Annotated in this window: 19 protein-coding genes and 1 pseudogene; 12 read left to right on the top strand and 8 right to left on the bottom strand. The window is 61.5% G+C overall.

Going from position 1 to position 15,390, the window contains the following annotated elements; translation table 11 throughout:
• Positions 1-145: 145 nt before the first annotated feature.
• Together ilvA and AC0V8S_RS25160 are read left to right on the top strand one after the other, a co-directional pair.
• Positions 146-1,402, top strand: coding sequence for a threonine ammonia-lyase IlvA (gene ilvA, locus AC0V8S_RS25165; RefSeq protein WP_183458773.1), 1,257 nt, complete (start codon positions 146-148; stop codon positions 1,400-1,402).
• On the top strand, positions 1,399-1,953 hold the full coding sequence (locus tag AC0V8S_RS25160; protein ID WP_475434081.1) for a DUF1697 domain-containing protein: 555 nt from the start codon (positions 1,399-1,401) through the stop codon (positions 1,951-1,953). Before ilvA ends, AC0V8S_RS25160 begins: the two co-directional genes overlap by 4 nt.
• A 5-nt stretch (positions 1,954-1,958) precedes the next feature.
• On the opposite strand, the gene AC0V8S_RS25155 is transcribed toward AC0V8S_RS25160, so the two are convergent.
• Positions 1,959-2,252, bottom strand: coding sequence for a DUF2218 domain-containing protein (locus AC0V8S_RS25155; RefSeq protein ID WP_183458777.1), 294 nt, complete (start codon positions 2,250-2,252; stop codon positions 1,959-1,961).
• Between the two features lie 132 nt (positions 2,253-2,384).
• Complete coding sequence (locus tag AC0V8S_RS25150; protein ID WP_183458779.1) at positions 2,385-2,825, bottom strand: VOC family protein; 441 nt, start codon at positions 2,823-2,825, stop codon at positions 2,385-2,387.
• 216 nt (positions 2,826-3,041) lie between these two features.
• Here AC0V8S_RS25150 and AC0V8S_RS25145 point away from each other — a divergent pair, with 216 nt between their 5' ends.
• The 3 genes and pseudogenes from AC0V8S_RS25145 (at position 3,042) to AC0V8S_RS25135 (ending at position 5,121) form a co-directional block, all read left to right on the top strand.
• Positions 3,042-3,638 (top strand): cold-shock protein, encoded by a 597-nt coding sequence (locus AC0V8S_RS25145; RefSeq protein ID WP_032920553.1) that lies wholly within the window; start codon positions 3,042-3,044, stop codon positions 3,636-3,638.
• A gap of 130 nt (positions 3,639-3,768) precedes the next feature.
• Positions 3,769-4,332 carry a DUF192 domain-containing protein gene (locus AC0V8S_RS25140; RefSeq protein WP_475434079.1) on the top strand — a complete coding sequence of 188 codons (564 nt, stop codon included), beginning with the start codon at positions 3,769-3,771 and terminating at the stop codon, positions 4,330-4,332.
• A gap of 20 nt (positions 4,333-4,352) precedes the next feature.
• Positions 4,353-5,121 (top strand): annotated as a pseudogene (locus tag AC0V8S_RS25135) (alpha/beta fold hydrolase).
• 101 nt (positions 5,122-5,222) lie between these two features.
• On the opposite strand, the gene AC0V8S_RS25130 reads toward AC0V8S_RS25135, so the two are convergent.
• On the bottom strand, positions 5,223-5,825 hold the full coding sequence (locus tag AC0V8S_RS25130) for an HD domain-containing protein (RefSeq protein ID WP_475434077.1): 603 nt from the start codon (positions 5,823-5,825) through the stop codon (positions 5,223-5,225).
• Positions 5,826-6,003: 178 nt separating this feature from the next.
• Between AC0V8S_RS25130 and AC0V8S_RS25125 the strand changes: the two genes are divergently transcribed.
• From AC0V8S_RS25125 to AC0V8S_RS25115, 3 genes are all read left to right on the top strand, one after another.
• Positions 6,004-6,600: a VOC family protein gene (locus AC0V8S_RS25125; RefSeq protein ID WP_475434075.1), complete on the top strand. Its 597-nt coding sequence runs from the start codon at positions 6,004-6,006 to the stop codon at positions 6,598-6,600.
• Between the two features lie 270 nt (positions 6,601-6,870).
• Positions 6,871-7,719, top strand: coding sequence for a serine O-acetyltransferase (gene cysE / locus AC0V8S_RS25120; RefSeq protein WP_475434073.1), 849 nt, complete (start codon positions 6,871-6,873; stop codon positions 7,717-7,719).
• A 153-nt stretch (positions 7,720-7,872) separates the two neighbouring features.
• Complete coding sequence (locus AC0V8S_RS25115; protein WP_019857879.1) at positions 7,873-8,076, top strand: DUF3126 family protein; 204 nt, start codon at positions 7,873-7,875, stop codon at positions 8,074-8,076.
• A 50-nt stretch (positions 8,077-8,126) separates the two neighbouring features.
• Here the strand turns inward: AC0V8S_RS25115 and AC0V8S_RS25110 are convergent, their stop codons facing one another.
• Positions 8,127-8,858, bottom strand: a complete 732-nt coding sequence (locus AC0V8S_RS25110; protein WP_475434070.1) for a hypothetical protein — start codon at positions 8,856-8,858, stop codon at positions 8,127-8,129.
• Positions 8,859-8,975: 117 nt separating this feature from the next.
• Here AC0V8S_RS25110 and AC0V8S_RS25105 point away from each other — a divergent pair, with 117 nt between their 5' ends.
• Positions 8,976-9,311: a DUF6949 family protein gene (locus AC0V8S_RS25105; protein WP_095204502.1), complete on the top strand. Its 336-nt coding sequence runs from the start codon at positions 8,976-8,978 to the stop codon at positions 9,309-9,311.
• A 19-nt stretch (positions 9,312-9,330) separates the two neighbouring features.
• Positions 9,331-9,858 carry a gamma carbonic anhydrase family protein gene (locus AC0V8S_RS25100; protein ID WP_183458787.1) on the top strand — a complete coding sequence of 176 codons (528 nt, stop codon included), beginning with the start codon at positions 9,331-9,333 and terminating at the stop codon, positions 9,856-9,858.
• A gap of 43 nt (positions 9,859-9,901) precedes the next feature.
• Here the strand turns inward: AC0V8S_RS25100 and AC0V8S_RS25095 are convergent, their stop codons facing one another.
• A complete protein-coding gene (locus AC0V8S_RS25095; RefSeq protein WP_475434068.1) occupies positions 9,902-10,462 on the bottom strand; it encodes an ankyrin repeat domain-containing protein in 561 nt (186 codons plus the stop codon).
• Between the two features lie 180 nt (positions 10,463-10,642).
• Between AC0V8S_RS25095 and AC0V8S_RS25090 the strand changes: the two genes are divergently transcribed.
• On the top strand, positions 10,643-11,305 hold the full coding sequence (locus AC0V8S_RS25090; RefSeq protein WP_475434066.1) for a DUF2726 domain-containing protein: 663 nt from the start codon (positions 10,643-10,645) through the stop codon (positions 11,303-11,305).
• 185 nt (positions 11,306-11,490) lie between these two features.
• Here the strand turns inward: AC0V8S_RS25090 and AC0V8S_RS25085 are convergent, their stop codons facing one another.
• The 3 genes from AC0V8S_RS25085 to AC0V8S_RS25075 form a co-directional block, all read right to left on the bottom strand.
• Positions 11,491-12,099, bottom strand: coding sequence for a transglutaminase-like cysteine peptidase (locus tag AC0V8S_RS25085; protein WP_475434064.1), 609 nt, complete (start codon positions 12,097-12,099; stop codon positions 11,491-11,493).
• Positions 12,100-12,386: 287 nt separating this feature from the next.
• Positions 12,387-13,004 (bottom strand): PilZ domain-containing protein, encoded by a 618-nt coding sequence (locus AC0V8S_RS25080; protein ID WP_010909193.1) that lies wholly within the window; start codon positions 13,002-13,004, stop codon positions 12,387-12,389.
• 119 nt (positions 13,005-13,123) lie between these two features.
• Entirely contained in the window at positions 13,124-13,756 is a 633-nt protein-coding gene (locus AC0V8S_RS25075) for a PAS domain-containing protein (RefSeq protein WP_095204358.1), read from the bottom strand.
• A 584-nt stretch (positions 13,757-14,340) separates the two neighbouring features.
• On the opposite strand from AC0V8S_RS25075, the gene AC0V8S_RS25070 reads away from it, so the two are divergent.
• A complete protein-coding gene (locus tag AC0V8S_RS25070) occupies positions 14,341-15,384 on the top strand; it encodes a substrate-binding domain-containing protein (RefSeq protein WP_475434062.1) in 1,044 nt (347 codons plus the stop codon).
• Positions 15,385-15,390 lie beyond the last annotated feature (6 nt).

Here is a 15,390-nt window from a genome sequence, read left to right as displayed (position 1 = left end):
TGAAGGGCCGGACAATGGCGTTGCGGGGCCGGATATGCAATAGGCAGAATCGATCGCGCCGGATCAGGATGCAACAAACAGACGCTGAGCAGCCAGATCGACGACAGGGATCTATACGAGACATGCGGCACAAGGTGGCTTTCCGATGACCAGTTTTTCCTCCCGCGTCGCTACCGCAGCCGCCGCGATCCGCCAGATCTTTCCGGAAACGCCGCTGCAGGAAAACGACTATCTGTCGAAAAAGACCGGCGCGCGGGTGCTGCTGAAGCGCGAAGACCTGTCGCCGGTGCGCTCCTACAAGATCCGTGGCGCTTTCAACTTTTTCCGCAAGGCGCTTGCTGCCGGCAATCAGGCCGATCTGTTCGTCTGCGCGTCGGCCGGCAATCACGCGCAGGGTTTTGCCTTCGTCTGCCGCCATTTCGGCAAGAAGGGCGTGGTGTTCATGCCGGTGACGACGCCGCAGCAGAAGATCGACAAGACCAGGCTGTTCGGCGGCGAGTTCGTCGAGATCAGGCTGGTCGGCGACTTTTTTGACGACTGCTACCGCGCCGCCTTCGAATTCACCGAAAGCTCAGGCGCCCACATGGTGCCGCCCTTCGACCACAAGGACATCATCGAGGGGCAGGCGACGGTAGCCTATGAGATCGCGGACCAGATGCCGGGTGCACGCATGCCCGACATCATCATGTTGCCGGTCGGCGGCGGCGGGCTCGCTGCCGGCGTCACCCACTATTTCGCCGATCAGGGTCGCGAAGCGCGTTTCGTCTTCTGCGAGCCGGCCGGCGCGCCGAGCCTGCATGACAGCCTTGCTGCAGGAAAACGGCTGAAGCTCGCCAAGGTCGACAACTTCGTCGACGGCGCCGCGGTCGCCGAGATCGGCCGCGAACCCTTGCGATACCTCAAGGAGTTTGCCGCCGACACGGTGCGGCTGATCCCGGAAAACCGGCTCTGCGCGACCATGATCGAGATGCTCAACGTCGAAGGCGTCGTGCTCGAGCCGGCCGGCGCTTTGGCGATCGACGCGCTGAAGGATTTTTCCAGGAAGGAAATCCGCGGCAAGACCATTGTCGCCGTGGTTTCAGGCGGCAATTTCGATTTCGAGCGGCTGCCGGACGTCAAGGAGCGGGCGCTGCGTTACGAGGGCCTGAAGAAATACTTCATCATCCGCTTCCCGCAGCGGCCGGGCGCGCTACGCGACTTCCTTGAAATGCTGGGTCCGGACGATGACATTGCACGCTTCGAGTATCTGAAGAAGTCGGCGCGCAATTTCGGCTCGGTGCTGATCGGCATCGAAACCAAGGACCGCCGCAATTTCGACCTGTTGAAGGCAAACTTCGAGGCCGAGGGCGTCCAGTATCAGGACATCACCGACAACGAGACATTGGCGGGGTTCATCATATGAGCGCAAAGGTCTTCATCGCGCTGTTTTCCGGCATCAATGTCGGCGGCAACCGCATCGTCAAGATGGCGGAACTGCGATCGTTCTTCGAGGATATCGGCTTTTCCAACGTCGCCACCTATGTGCAAAGCGGCAATGTCGTGTTCCGCGCCGGCAAGGGCGATGCGGCCGCGCTGACCAGACAGATCGAAGCGGCGTTCGAGAAGAAATGGGGCTTTCATTCGCGCATCATGGTGCGCGATCTCTCCTGGTTCGAACGGCTGGTGAGCGAAAATCCTTATCCGGAAGCAGCGGCTGACCACACCAAGCTCCATGCCTATGCGCTGGAGCGTGAACCGACCGCCGATGAGGTGGCGCGACTGGGTGAAAAGTGCACCGGCCCCGAACGCTTCGAAGTCAAGGGAGATGTGCTCTACCTCAGCGCGCCGGACGGGCTCGGCAAATCGGTGTTTGCCAACCTCATTCCGCGCGTTCTGAAGGTGCCGGGCACCGCGCGTAACTGGCGCTCGGTGCTGGCGCTGCTGGAGATGGCCGGGCAGGCCGATAAAAATTAGGCCGATTACGCCGCCGTGGCCGGCTTCCAGTCGAAGGTCAGCTCTTCGCGGAAGGCGAAGCGCTTGATGTGATCGGCGACAACACTTTCCAGGCGCTCGAGCGAACCCGCCTCGTCGGTCGACACCGTGATGTGCAGCGTGCTCGCATCGGCATCCATGACCGTGCGGCCGAGCGACAGGTCGATGGCGCCATGGGTGGGATCGAATTCGACCGGGAATTTATGTGCCCAATGCTTGCACAATTGCTGTAGGTAGCGGCTGGCGTTCTCGGTGGCGATGTCGGCATGGCTGGATGGCATGAATGACTTCTCCTGGTCTGGGCGCTGGCCTGCCGGCCAGGCGTGATGACTGGTCAGATAGGTGGCGTGGCGCGAAACGGCAAAGGCGGCCGGCTTTTACCCCGGCCGCCGCGCTTCAAGATGGCGTGATTGCTACCAGCTTCCGGTGTTCGCCATCGACGCCCAGGGTTCGGCCTTGGCTTTGGCCGGACCCTTCTGCAGAAGCTCGATGGAGATGCCGTCCGGCGACCGGATGAAGGCCATGTTGCCGTCGCGCGGCGGCCGGTTGATGATGACGCCATTGTCCATCAGATGCTGGCAGGTCGCGTAGATGTCATCGACCTCATAGGCGAGGTGGCCGAAATTGCGCCCGCCCTTGTAGTCTTCCGGATCCCAATTGTAGGTCAGTTCGACCAAAGGTGCCTTGTCGTTGATGCCGCTCTGCTCGTCTTCGGAGGCGGCGAGGAAGATCAGCGTGAAGCGGCCTTGCTCGTTTTCATAGCGGCGAACTTCCTTCAGCCCGAGCTTGTTGCAGTAGAAGTCGAGCGAGGCATCGACATCGGCGACGCGGACCATTGTGTGCAGATAGCGCATGAGTTTTCCTCGATCTGTTGGGGTGCGGCGCAACATAGGGTCGGCCCGGCGAAAGGGCAATCGCCCGCGGTCGGCGATGCCGGCAAAGAACAAATCCGGTATTCCCGCAATGAACCGTGAAAAAAGGCACGGCAGGTCTTGCACACACCGGAAGGCGCGGTGTTAATCTGGTGTCAAGAATCAGTTGCGGTGTTCTTGCAAAAAGGGGGCATTCTTATGGGGGAAAAGGCCTCTTTGACGGGGCGGGCCGGAACCCTTGGCGACGCCTTGAAGCGCGACGAAGGCGGCGATGCCGCCGACCTGACCGAAATTGCCGGCGCCATCAAGTGGTTCGATGTGGCCAAGGGCTACGGGTTCATCCTTCCCGATGACGGTGTTTCGGGCGATATCCTCCTCCATGTGACATGTCTTCGGCGGGACGGCTTCCAGACAGCTCTGGAAGGCGCGCGCGTGGTCTGCCTTGTCAAGCAGGGCGATCGCGGGCTGCAGGCCTTCCGTGTGCTTTCCATGGATGTCACGACAGCCGTCCATCCCGCGGAAATGCAGGAGCAGCGCACCCATGTCGCGGTGACGCCGGAGAGCGGGCTCGAACGCGCCTTGGTCAAGTGGTTCAACCGCACCAAGGGCTTCGGCTTCCTGACGCGTGGCGAAGGCACTGAGGACATCTTCGTCCATATGGAGACCTTGCGCCGCTACGGCATCACCGAGCTTCGGCCGGGGCAGGTCGTGCTTGTTCGTTTCGGGCGCGGCGACAAAGGCCTTATGGCCGCCGAAATTCACCCCGATATGGGCACCTTGCCGGTTTCGCACTAGAACTCGACCCATCCCGATAAATCGAGATGGTTCAGGTTCTACCTCCTCTTTGTTTGACCATGATCTTGTCCGAAACCGGTTCCACTTTTCGGGATCATGGTCTAGGACGATTTCCGGTCGAGGATTTTGGATGGCTCACAGGAACTGGCTGACGGCGGGCGTGCTTTGCGCCATTGTTGCCGTGATCGCGGCCGCAAGCGCCTTCTTCTATTCAGAACGGCCGACCTCGGCCGACAGCCGGGCGATGATCCTTCCGGTCGACCCGACGCCGCTGGTCGTTGTGACGAAAGATGGGAATCGCTCCTTTTCGATCGAAATCGCCGACACTGATACAGAGCGCGAAGCCGGCTTGATGTATCGCCAGGACATGGCGGACGATCACGGCATGCTGTTCGTCTTCGAGATACAGCAGCAGGTCAGTTTCTGGATGCAGAACACGCCGATGCCGCTTGACCTGATCTTTGTCGGCCAGGACGGCAAGATCCGGGCCGTCAAGCATGGCGAGCCGCAATCCCAGGCCATCATCTCGCCCGGCGTACCCGTGCGCTTTGTGCTCGAGCTCAAGGCTGGCACCGCCGCCAAATTCGGCATCGAATATGGCGACCTGTTGCGCCATCCGGCCGTCGGCACAATATCTGGCCCTGGCATACCACCGTCGGACAAGGGCGATTCCCCGAACGTCGATTCCAACTGAGCGCCGGGGATAGCCTTCCGATGCAGTTTTTTTCCCATGACGGGTTCGATCTTGCCTTCCTCGACCGCCAGCCTGCCTCGGGCGAGGGCGATCCCGTGCTCATGATCCACGGCTTCGCCTCGAGCCACTATGTCAACTGGGTATCGCCCGGCTGGTTCAAGACGCTCAACGATGCCGGCTATCGCGCCATCGCCTTCGACAATCGCGGCCACGGTTCGTCATCGAAGAGCTATGAAGAGGCCGATTATACACCGGCGAAAATGGCGTCTGATGCCGCCGCGTTGCTCGACCATCTCGGTATCGAACGGGCCCATGTCATGGGCTATTCGATGGGCGCGCGCATCGCGGCGTTCCTGGCGCTGTCCGATCCGGACAAGGTGGCGACGCTGGTCTTTGGTGGCCTCGGCATCGGCATGATCGACGGCGTCGGCGATTGGGATCCGATTGCCGACGGCCCTGCTTGCCGACGATCCGACGGCCACCACCCATCCGCGCGGCCGCTCTTTCCGCGCCTTCGCCGACCAGACCCGTAGCGACCGTCGGGCGCTCGCCGCCTGCATCGCCAAATCGCGCGAATTGCTAAGCGAGCAGGACATCGCCCGCATCGCCCAGCCGACGCTGGTCGCGGTCGGCACCACGGATGACATTGGCGGCTCGCCGGACGAGCTTGCCGCCCTGATGCCGAACGCCAGGGCTTTTCATATCGAGGGCAGGGACCATATGCTGGCGGTCGGGGACAAGACCTTCAAGCAACGCGTGCTGGAGTTTTATGCTGAATATCCGCTTTGAGCGGTTGGCCGGGGCAACAGTGGCACAATGGAGAAGAGGCACGGCTGGCCGCCTTCTCGGCGGCAATGGCCTCGACGATAGGCGCCTTCACCTGATCGCCCCTAGCCCATAGCGAGCGCCTCCAGGGACCGAGCCATGTTCAGCCTGGCCTGCGGCTCGAAGCGCTGGCGGAATTCCTGCGTGTGGAAGATATGCGGGCGGGCCAGGAAATCCTTGAGCACAGCACCCCGTCCGGCGCGCCACATCGGCTCCTCCACCCAGTTATATTCGCGGCGGACGGCGCGTTCATAGGCATCGAAGCCCTCCGGCGCGGCACCCAAAATCGACAGGTCCATATCGAGGAACAGGCTGGCGTCGCGCGTGGCCGGCGCGTCGTCGAACCGAGGCAGTTGGTGTGTGGCGGTGGCGACGATCATCGCGCTGATGCGGCCCAGGCGCCCGGCATCGGTACGGCCCGCGAGCTTTTCCTCGGCAAGGGCGGCACTTCTGGCCTCATTGTCCTTGGCCTTGCTGTCGTAGATGGCGTCGTGGAACCAGATCGCTGCTTCGACGGCTTCCGCGTCGCCGAGCAGCGCCCGATAGTCGCCAGCGAGCGCCAGCATCGCCTCGATATGGGCGAGGTTGTGGTAGTGGCGATCTCCGGCGCTATAGAGCGCCGAAAGCTCGGCTTTCAGGGCCGTGTCGATCAAGGGCTGGTCTTTCATTTTTATCATCCGTCCAGTTAATCGATCTCAGCCCCTCGGCGTCAAAGAACCAATCACTGCGAACCTTGCATGGGCCGTGGCTCTGAGGAATGCTGCCAGTCCAAGAAATATCCAACCCAGGGAGGCTGACATGACCAATACGCCCAGCACCGAGACTCCGAGACCGGGGACGATCGACATGAAGCTGGAGGCCGTCATCATTGCCGTTGCGGATGCCGATCGGTCCAAGCGTTTTTATGGCGGCCTCGGTTGGCGACTCGACGCCGACTTCGTCGTCGGCGATGCGTTTCGGGTCGTGCAATTCACGCCGCCCGGTTCGCCGTGCTCGATCCATTTCGGCAAAGGCCTGACATCAGCCGCGCCAGGCTCGGCGAAGGGGCTCTATCTCGTGGTGTCCAATATCGAGGCGGCGCATGCCGAACTTGTGGCGCGCGGCGTCGAGGCGAGCGAGGTGTTTCATCGCGCCGGGCCCGGGCAGCCGCCGATCAGCGGCCGGCATCCGGAAGGGCGCAGCTATTCATCCTACGTCACGTTCAGCGATCCGGATGGCAACAGCTTCATACTACAGGAAATCACCCATCGATTGCCTGGACGCGTGGATGCCAGCGACACGATTTTTACGTCGTCCGGCGAGCTTGCGGCGGCACTGCGGCGTGCGGCGGCCGCACATGGCGAACACGAGAAACGGACGGGCGGACAACACGATGTGAACTGGCCCGACTGGTATGCCGAATATATGGTGGCTGAACAGGCCGGCACGCCGCTGCCGACTTGAACGGCGTCCATTGCAGCGCGGCGTCATCGGCGCCGCGCTGACCTAGAGCCCGCCACCGGATCGTTCTACACGCGCCCGGCAGCCAGGCGCGGAAGGCCGCTTTCCGGCGGCTCGGCGATCAAGGGTTCGTTTTCCATGGCGGCTTGAATTCCCGCGAACCAAATCCATTTGACACAGCACTAAGGAAAATTGAGTTCAATCGTGCTATGATCTGGCTTATATGTGCGGCCGGAAAACAGGCAAGCCAGCAGGACGCAGGACGAAACGTCGATGAACAGCATCAGCATTTCCCGCCACAGCGCGTTGCAGCCGGTCGATCCGATCTGGCGTTCGATCCGTGACGAAGCGATGGACGCGGTCAACCGCGACCCCTTGCTCGCCGCCTTCCTTTATTCGACGATCCTCAACCAGGAGAGCTTGGAAGAGGCGGTCATCCACCGGATCGCCGAACGGCTTGCCCATCAGGATATCGGCTCCGATCTCATCCGCCAGACCTTCAAATCGATGCTGGCCGACGACAAGGACTGGCCGACGACCGTGCGTGTCGACATCCAGGCCTATTACGACCGCGACCCGGCCTGCGACCGCTTCATCATGCCGGTGCTCTATTTCAAGGGCTTTCACGCCATCCAGACCCATCGGCTGGCGCATTGGCTGTGGAACCAGGGCCGCAAGGACTTCGCGCTCTATCTGCAGAGCCGTTCGTCCTCGGTCTTCCAGACCGACATCAACCCGGCCGCACGCATCGGCAAGGGCATCTTCATCGATCACGCCACCGGCCTCGTCGTTGGCGAGACCGCGGTCATCGAGGACGATGTGTCGATCCTGCACGGCGTGACGCTCGGCGGCACCGGCAAGGCTGGTGGCGACCGCCACCCTAAGATCCGCCGTGGCGTGCTGATCGGCGCCGGCGCCAAGATCCTCGGCAATATCGAGATCGGCCATTGCTCCAAGGTCGCCGCCGGGTCGGTGGTGCTGTCGCCCGTGCCGCACAACAAGACGGTTGCCGGCGTGCCGGCCCGCGTCGTCGGCGAGACCGGCTGCGACCAGCCTTCCCGCCAGATGGACCAGCTTCTGCCATCGCAGTCGATGGACCAGGTAGTCAGCTTCGATATCTGATTTACGCGCCGGCGCGTCGTCCGGCGTCATTGCGATTTTGCCCGGCGGCGCCGCCGCTTCCGGTGCAATACGGCCGGCTTGCCTTTACATCGCCATTGTCGACGTGCCAGAAGCGCCCTTCAAACCAGCAAGCCCGATGATCGGAGAAGACTGTTGAAGCCGGACGAAATCAGAAAGCTGGACGCCTATTTCAAGCGCGTCTTCCAGAACCCCAAGCTTGAGGTCAAGGCACGGCCGCGCAAGGAAGATTCCGCCGAAGTCTATGTCGGTGACGAATTCCTCGGCATCGTCTTCAAGGACGAGGACGACGGCGACTACAATTTCTCGATGGCGATCCTCGACATCGATCTGGGCTGAGCCCGCGATCAAAAGGCAGGCCGCGCCCTGGCGCGGCCTGCCTTTATCTCTCAGTGTCCGGTCTTCAATATCCGCCCGGCCTCTGCTGTCATCGCCGCGTCGAGTGCCTGCCAATCGTCAAGGAATTCCTTGGGAAAACGATAGGTGAGGCTGAGATCGTCGCCGACATGGATGTCCCGCTCGCAGGGCGCCAGCGATTGCCCGGCACTCGGCCCGCTCAGGCAGCGGGCGACGAAGGGATCCTTGCCCACGCGCTTGCCGACCACCAGCACCTCGTTCAGATAGCCTGATTTGTCGTTGAAACCGTAGACCGTCGTGCCGCCAGGTCCCGGAATGCCGGGCTGGACAATCAGCGCGCTGTAGATCGGCGCGAACCGGCCGCTCATGTCGCGCGACATCATCTGCTGCTCGAAGGACAGGAAGATGATGCTTCTGTTGGCTTCCGAATGATTGAAATCATCGCGCGCCGCTTCGCTGTAGCCGTCCATCTGGGGATAGCGCAGATAAAGGTCGAGACGTGAGGCAATGCCGTCGCGCCGGGCCTGGTCGAAACGGATGAAATTGGCCGGCACGGAAATCACATTGTTGCCGATCACCACCCGACGCACCGTCGTGTCGTCGGTATATCCGGCCATGGCGATGGTATGGCCGAACCACTTGCCGCCAAGGCTGATCGCCACCGACAGCAAGGCAAGTGCGGCGAAGGCATAGAAGACCCGCTTCATCAGCGTGGAATCGACCACGGTGAGTTCAGGGCCGTCGGCGATCGCTGCCTGCTTCATCTCGGTCCTCATCACCAACCGCCCGTCTTGTGTCCCTAGGCGGCACACATCGCGCGGCACGGCCCTTGCAGCCTTCCTGAAACGACTGTGCGATTTCATGGTAAATGGATGGTTAAGATGGCTGAGATGGAACTCTTCCTGTTTGCTTTTCTCGTCGGCCTGACGGTTTGCGGGCTGACGGGCTCGACGATGGAGTTGGTGTCGGGCCGCAAGGTCGCCTTCGCCGAGCCCTATGTGTCGCCCGCGCATGTGCTGCGCTCGCTGGCGGCCACCGCTGGCGCCGGACCGTTCATGCTGGTCAACGATGCCCTTGATGCCCGCCGCGAAAACCGCATTTCGACGATGGCGCTCTTGTCGTGCGGCTGCACGGCGATTGCCTGGTCCCTGGCGCTCGGCATCGTCGTGCTTGCCATTGCCTCATGGACGATCGGTCTCTTAGGGTCCGGCATCTGAGACGATTCGGAGGCCGACAATGCCGCTTTATGCGATCGACGGAACAGAGCCCAGCTTCGCGGATGCGGATACAAACTGGATCGCGCCCGATGCGACGCTGATCGGCGATATCAGGGTCGGCCGCAATGCTGGCTTCTGGTTTGGCGTCGTCATTCGCGGCGACAACGAACCTGTTGTCATCGGCGCCGACACCAATGTGCAGGAACACACGGTCATGCACACCGACCCCGGCTTTCCGCTGACCGTCGGCGAAGGCTGCACGATCGGCCACCGGGCCATGCTGCATGGCTGCACGATCGGCGACAACAGCCTGATCGGCATGGGCGCCATCGTGCTGAACGGCGCCCGGATCGGCAGGAATTCGCTGGTTGGCGCCGGCGCACTGGTCACCGAAGGCAAGGAATTTCCAGACAATTCGCTGATCGTGGGCTCGCCGGCGAAGGCGATCAGGGTGCTGGACGACGCAGCCGTCGAAAGACTGCGCGGCTCGGCCGCGCACTACGTCGCCAACGGCAAACGCTTCAAGGCCGGGCTGAAGAAGGTCTGAGGTAGCTTTGGTCGATCCGTGGGCCTGCGGTTTCAGCGCCCACTCATCGCCCGTTGGTGCCACGCCTGGCCATCGCATCGCGCAGCAATGAAGCACCGGCTTCAAAGCCGGCAATGTCCGCTTCCTCGATAGCCGTGCTGTAGTCATCGATACGGGTTTCGAGAGTCGGGTCGGCGCCCGCCGCCAAAAGCATGCGGATCGCGTCGGCGCTACGAATGGCCACCGAATAGTGAAGCGGCGTCCAGTCGTTCACGCCCCGCATGTTGGGATCGGCGCCAGCCTCGATCAACAGCTGGACGATTTCCAGTCGGTCGGCCCGGTCAGTGGACAGCGCCGCAACGATGGCCGGAAACCCACCATGATCCCCGTAATTCGGATCCGAGCCCGCATCCAGCAGGGTCGAGATGAAGCGGACGGGGCTCCAATAGATCGCATATTCCAGCGGATGCCCGAGGCCGAGTTCGAACGGCATGCGTTCGTCGAACCAGCCGGGCGAACCGCCCAGGGCCTTGCCGAGCCCCTCGAAATCGCCAGCCTTGAAGGCATCGTCGATCGCCTTGAACAGACGATGGCGCTCGCATCGATCTTCCGGGATTTCCAACATCGCCGTGATCCAGAAGGTGGCTTTTGATCGCCGATACTGCAGCGATCAATCGCCTTTTGGAAGCTGGATCACGGCAAGGGGCCGGCTTTGTCCGCGATTACAGACCGATCGACCCTTTACTGTTATAGTTGAAGCCCCGGTGCCAATGAACGACCTGCATCGCGGAGGTAGCTTTCTTGCATGCCACCCGAGTTTAGCGAGCTAGTCCATCAAATCATTCCGCCATTCGGCTTTCTGTTGACTGGCGTCCTCGTTGGCATGGCCTTGGAGCGTTTCCTGTCAAGGAAGCGGAGACAGGCGTGGAGGGAAAAGAACCGCTTGCGGTGGGCTAGAGAGCGCCGCGGTGGGGGCGACATCCTTAGCGGCCTGTGGACTGCCACGAAGCCTGTTTCCGCGCCACCGAAACCAACTGATCCCGCCGACCAGTTGCGGATTGTCATGGGTGCGAACTTCACTATTCAACCGCTCCTCAACAAGAGCGAAGTGCGCGTCTTCAAGGAACTCGATCGTATGGTTATCGGCTGTAATCCAGCATGGCAGGTTATGGCGCAAGTGTCTTTGGGAGAGATCCTGCACAGCAAGGACGCGGACGCTTACAGCTGCATCAACTCGAAACGCGTTGACCTACTCCTTGTGGACGAGAACTGTTTGCCTCGACATGCCTTGGAATACCAAGGTCATGCGCATCATCAGGGTACAGCAGCGGCGCGTGATGCGGTTAAGAAAGAAGCCTTGCGAATAGCGGGCATCAGTTATCATGAGATTGTCGGCGGTCACACGACACCTTCCGAACTCAGGCGACTGGTTGAGAAACTCGTGGACAAGCCTGCGGCAGCACAATAGCTGGCCTATTCCGGCCTCGGAGGCCGGCACGTCTTCGAACTGCCGCCAGAAATGGCGGAGCCGGCCCGGGGACGGGGCCGGCTCCTTGACCCGGTCGTTGGGGACGGGGAGGGTGGGGACTCGACCGGGTTTCTCCTTAAGCGTGTCGTGCGACGCGCTTGATCTCAGTTCCAGTGTTGGCGTCCCTAGCGGACGCTGGCGACCGCGTCGGAGCGGCCGTCGTTGATCGTCACCCAAACGCCGGAATTCTCCGTCGATTGACGCTTGAGATAGGTGTAGTCGGTGTCGGTCCAGGACAGCACCTTGGTTTCCAGATTGTCGAGGATGAACTCACCGAGGCTGGTGCGCACGGTCAGCACGGCGTGGCCATCGCCATTCGGCTGGCGCGCGACCGTCATCAACAGATCACCCGCCGGCACGCCTGCATCCATCAGCTCGCGGCGCTTCTCCAGCGCATAGTCTTCGCAATCGCCATAGCCATTGTCGGGATAGGCCCAGTACTCCTCGACACCGTAGTTCTCCATGTCGGTGCGCGGCTTGACGCGGGTGTTGACCGAATTGTTGATGTTGACGATCGTCGCCCAGAGCTTGCGGCTCAGGTCGACCGGCGCGCTCTTGGGCGTCTTCTCGTTGCATTCGCCAGGGATGCGCTGGCAGAATTCATAATGGCCAACAGGCTGCGTGGTACGTCCGCCGGTGTGCATATAGGCCGGTCCCGCGGCATATGCTGATCCCCAAGCGGAAAGCTGCATCGCCATTGCCAACAGCAACAGCTTGCCCCTCTTTGCTTTCATTTTTAGTCTCCCCGTTCGAAGGAGACATTGCCACAGCTGGATTTATTTGACGCAAAGGCGCGAAGTAGACTTTAAGTAAAACGCCGGTAGAATAAACATAAAATTTGAATCATTTGAGTATTGAATTGTTTGGATTGCCAGGACTGCGCTGGCGGTATGCGTGACGCCTGCGCTGAGCGTTACAGGTCGCACCCTCGGCTGTCAGAACGGATATCGATCGCTGTTGCCCAGAAACAAAAAACCGGCCGCTAACGGCCGGTTTGACTGGGGCGTCCCGACAGATCTGGTCAGGCGCGCGGCGTGTTGAATTCTGAATCGAGTGTCTCGGGGCGCTGGATGACGGCGAATTCGATGGCGACGCCATCCTCGAAATGGCGAACGATCTGGCCGCGCATGGTGCCGAGCATGACCTGGACGCCGATCGCCGGCTTGACGTCGATCTCGATCGCCGCACCGGACAGCGACAGGTCGATGATCCGGCACTGATATTGGCGGCCGTCGGTGAGCTGCAGCACGCTGGTCGGGTTGCGCGGCGCGACGCGTTCGTGGCGGCGGTCTTCCGGCAGGTCGAGTTCGTGCTTGTTGGCAAGCCAGGTCAGCTGCGCCGCCAGCTTGTCCTTCTTGCGGTCGGACGCAATCACCGTCATGGCGAAGCCGTCCTGCAGCGTGCGCGTGACGACGCCTTCGATGCGGCCGATATGGTCTATATAGGCGATGACTTTTTCGCCGGGCATGCCGATGCGGTCGGTGCGAAACGCAACGTTGCCGGGCGACATGTCGACAACCTGGCAAGGATGCTCGGTGCGGTCTTCCAGCATGAATCGTCCGTATATTTTGACCCGGACGCGCTGAAAGTTACGCCTTTCAGCTTGGGACGGCGCGTAGTCGACCGCCGCTGACCTCATGACTGCCTACACCCCGTTTGGCATCCCCGCGCGCCAATGCGAGGGACTTCATCAAAGAAGTACAACAAAGCGGGTTAACAAAGGGAAAAAACGAGCCTGCAAGACTGTGCGATCATCAACTATTCCTCGCGCCCGCCGTCGAAGACGACGAGATGGCGGATGCGGCGCGCCCGGCCAAGCGCCGAGATCGTGTCAGGCGCCTCGAGTTCGGCGGGAACAAGCGAGGGAACGTCGATCGCCGGGCGGTTGTTGAGCAGCTCTTTCTCCGGATCGATGACGCGGATCGAATCGATCATGGCGTCGGTGATCGGGTCGGCGCCCAGCCAGAACGGCTTCTCCGCGGCACTGATCACGCCGAGACAGCGCGGATTTTCGATGCCGCCGTCAAGCGGCAAGGCAAGCAATTCGAACTTGTTGGAGCGGCCGTTGCGGCTGAAGCCCTCGAACATGATCAGCACCACGGATTTCTGGTCGAAAACCCCATGAATCAGCCGTGAGACCAGACGCTGATCCTTCTCGCGCCACAGGGACGGGAAGGAGAACCCCTTGAGTTCGCGGCCATAGCAGGCGCAGAGCCTGGTGCCGGCCAGGCGGAAGACGGGTTGCCCGCGTGTGTCCTTTTCCAGGATGAACGTATCGGCCAAGAGCGACTTGATATCGGCGGGCTCAACTTCCGAACGCTTCGGAGCAGGCCGTCCGTCACGCAGGCGGTTCCAATAATGGAACAGCGTGATCGATCCGTTTTGGTTCATGGTATGCTGCTCCGCGCATTCTGTCGTCTGATGTCCCATCGGTGAACAGAAGGGCGCCCTCCGATGACCTACATGCGTTGCGGAGCAGGAAGCGTGCCAGCGTCGTTAACACTTGTTCACGGGTCGGGGCCGTTAAGGTTACCAAGTGGTTTACGTTGCGCCCGAGGGGCCTCTGTGGCACACCAAAACCACTCCAGAAGCGGTCGTTTCGCGACGATCGGCAGCACTTCAGTCAGAGTTTTAGGGGAGCAGGGGGCTCGACCGGCCGTTCAAGGGAAACCTTGGACGGCTTCTTTTTTGATTCGCGCCCTGTGATTCGCGGTTAACGGCGGGCATGTTTTTTCGTTCATCGCAGCCCCTGCGGCGGTCCGGTGATCAATGGCGCCGGGATAGCCTGATCCCCGCGCCATGCGACAGGCAGCAAGCAACATTTGCCAATCACGCGCCGCGAAAGAGAAAAATCTGCGTTCCGAGCGGTTCTGTTGCCGCTGTACCCTTCGAGCATTCGCTCCTTGAGGCGCGACGGCGGCGATCCCGCGGTCCGGAGACGTGCCTCGTCAGCGTAATTCTCTGGGGAAACCTTCATGAAAACTTCTATCCTTGGACTGATCACGGCCGGCCTGCTTGCCAGCGCCATTTCGCTCGGCGCCGTTCACGCAGACGGAATCGCGGGTGCTCCGGCTCCTTTCGACAAGGGCGGCGTGAAAGTGGCGCTCGTCACCTTCATCTCGGCCGGCGATTTCTTTCAGGCCTATCAGGCCGGCGCGACGAAACAGGCGAAGGCGCTCGACATCGACCTGCAGATCTTTTCCGGCCGGCAGGATGCGGCCGCGCAGCGCGATCAGATTGAGCAGGCGATCAATCTCGGCGTCCAGGCCATCATCATCGACCATGGCCAGCCCGAAGCGCTGAAGGACGTCGCGCAGAAGGCGCTCGATGCCGGCATCAAGGTCGTCGCCTTCGACGTCAATCTCGACAACCCGAAGATCCCGCAGGTCGAACAGTCCGATCACGAGCTTGCCAAGGCGTCGCTCGGCCAGGCGCTCAAGGACAACGGCACCTCGTTCCAGGCAGGTTACGTCTATGTCGCAGGCTTCGCGCCGCTCGACCGCCGCAACGAAATCTGGGACGAGACCAGGAAGGCCAATCCCGGCATCGTCGAGAAGGCGCGCTGGGGGACGGTCAACGACACAACCGCAGTGTCGACAGCCGACCAGACCAAGGCGGCGTTCCAGGCCAACCCCGACATCTCGGTCGTCTTTGCTCCCTATGACGAGTTCGCGCGCGGCGTGAAACTCGCCACCGACGAACTCGGCATCTCGAAGAAGGTGAAGATCTATTCGGCCGACGTGTCCACCGCCGACATCACCGAAATCACCGCCGAAGGAAGCCCGTGGGTCGCCACAGCGGCCACCAATCCGGCCGTCGTCGGTGCGGTCTCGGTGCGGGCGGCGGCCAAGTTGATCGCCGGCGAGGATCCCGGTCACAGCATCGTCGTCAAGCCGGTCCTGCTGACACAGGAAGAGCTGCGCAAGAATGGCATCAAGACAGTCGAGGATCTCGACGCCAAGCTTCCAGCCTTCGGCCAGAGCGACGCGGCGGCGGCAAGCTGGATCCCGTCCAACTGATCCTTT

Source organism: Mesorhizobium oxytropidicola, assembly GCF_056174625.1.
The sequence above is the reverse complement of the archived record's forward strand: the minus strand, read 5'-3'. Positions and strand labels throughout refer to the sequence as shown.

Coding starts and splice junctions, on each gene's coding strand:
- AC0V8S_RS25140 (WP_475434079.1), top strand. CDS start 3,769: ATGGCTCACAGGAACTGGCTGACGGCGGGCGTGCTTTGCGCCATTGTT.
- AC0V8S_RS25070 (WP_475434062.1), top strand. CDS start 14,341: ATGAAAACTTCTATCCTTGGACTGATCACGGCCGGCCTGCTTGCCAGC.
- AC0V8S_RS25110 (WP_475434070.1), bottom strand. CDS start 8,858: ATGAAGCAGGCAGCGATCGCCGACGGCCCTGAACTCACCGTGGTCGAT.
- AC0V8S_RS25085 (WP_475434064.1), bottom strand. CDS start 12,099: ATGAAAGCAAAGAGGGGCAAGCTGTTGCTGTTGGCAATGGCGATGCAG.
- cysE (WP_475434073.1), top strand. CDS start 6,871: ATGAACAGCATCAGCATTTCCCGCCACAGCGCGTTGCAGCCGGTCGAT.
- AC0V8S_RS25125 (WP_475434075.1), top strand. CDS start 6,004: ATGAAGCTGGAGGCCGTCATCATTGCCGTTGCGGATGCCGATCGGTCC.
- AC0V8S_RS25130 (WP_475434077.1), bottom strand. CDS start 5,825: ATGAAAGACCAGCCCTTGATCGACACGGCCCTGAAAGCCGAGCTTTCG.
- AC0V8S_RS25155 (WP_183458777.1), bottom strand. CDS start 2,252: ATGCCATCCAGCCATGCCGACATCGCCACCGAGAACGCCAGCCGCTAC.
- AC0V8S_RS25075 (WP_095204358.1), bottom strand. CDS start 13,756: ATGAACCAAAACGGATCGATCACGCTGTTCCATTATTGGAACCGCCTG.
- AC0V8S_RS25105 (WP_095204502.1), top strand. CDS start 8,976: ATGGCTGAGATGGAACTCTTCCTGTTTGCTTTTCTCGTCGGCCTGACG.
- AC0V8S_RS25100 (WP_183458787.1), top strand. CDS start 9,331: ATGCCGCTTTATGCGATCGACGGAACAGAGCCCAGCTTCGCGGATGCG.
- AC0V8S_RS25090 (WP_475434066.1), top strand. CDS start 10,643: ATGCCACCCGAGTTTAGCGAGCTAGTCCATCAAATCATTCCGCCATTC.
- AC0V8S_RS25150 (WP_183458779.1), bottom strand. CDS start 2,825: ATGCGCTATCTGCACACAATGGTCCGCGTCGCCGATGTCGATGCCTCG.
- ilvA (WP_183458773.1), top strand. CDS start 146: ATGACCAGTTTTTCCTCCCGCGTCGCTACCGCAGCCGCCGCGATCCGC.
- AC0V8S_RS25095 (WP_475434068.1), bottom strand. CDS start 10,462: ATGTTGGAAATCCCGGAAGATCGATGCGAGCGCCATCGTCTGTTCAAG.
- AC0V8S_RS25080 (WP_010909193.1), bottom strand. CDS start 13,004: ATGAGGTCAGCGGCGGTCGACTACGCGCCGTCCCAAGCTGAAAGGCGT.
- AC0V8S_RS25160 (WP_475434081.1), top strand. CDS start 1,399: ATGAGCGCAAAGGTCTTCATCGCGCTGTTTTCCGGCATCAATGTCGGC.
- AC0V8S_RS25145 (WP_032920553.1), top strand. CDS start 3,042: ATGGGGGAAAAGGCCTCTTTGACGGGGCGGGCCGGAACCCTTGGCGAC.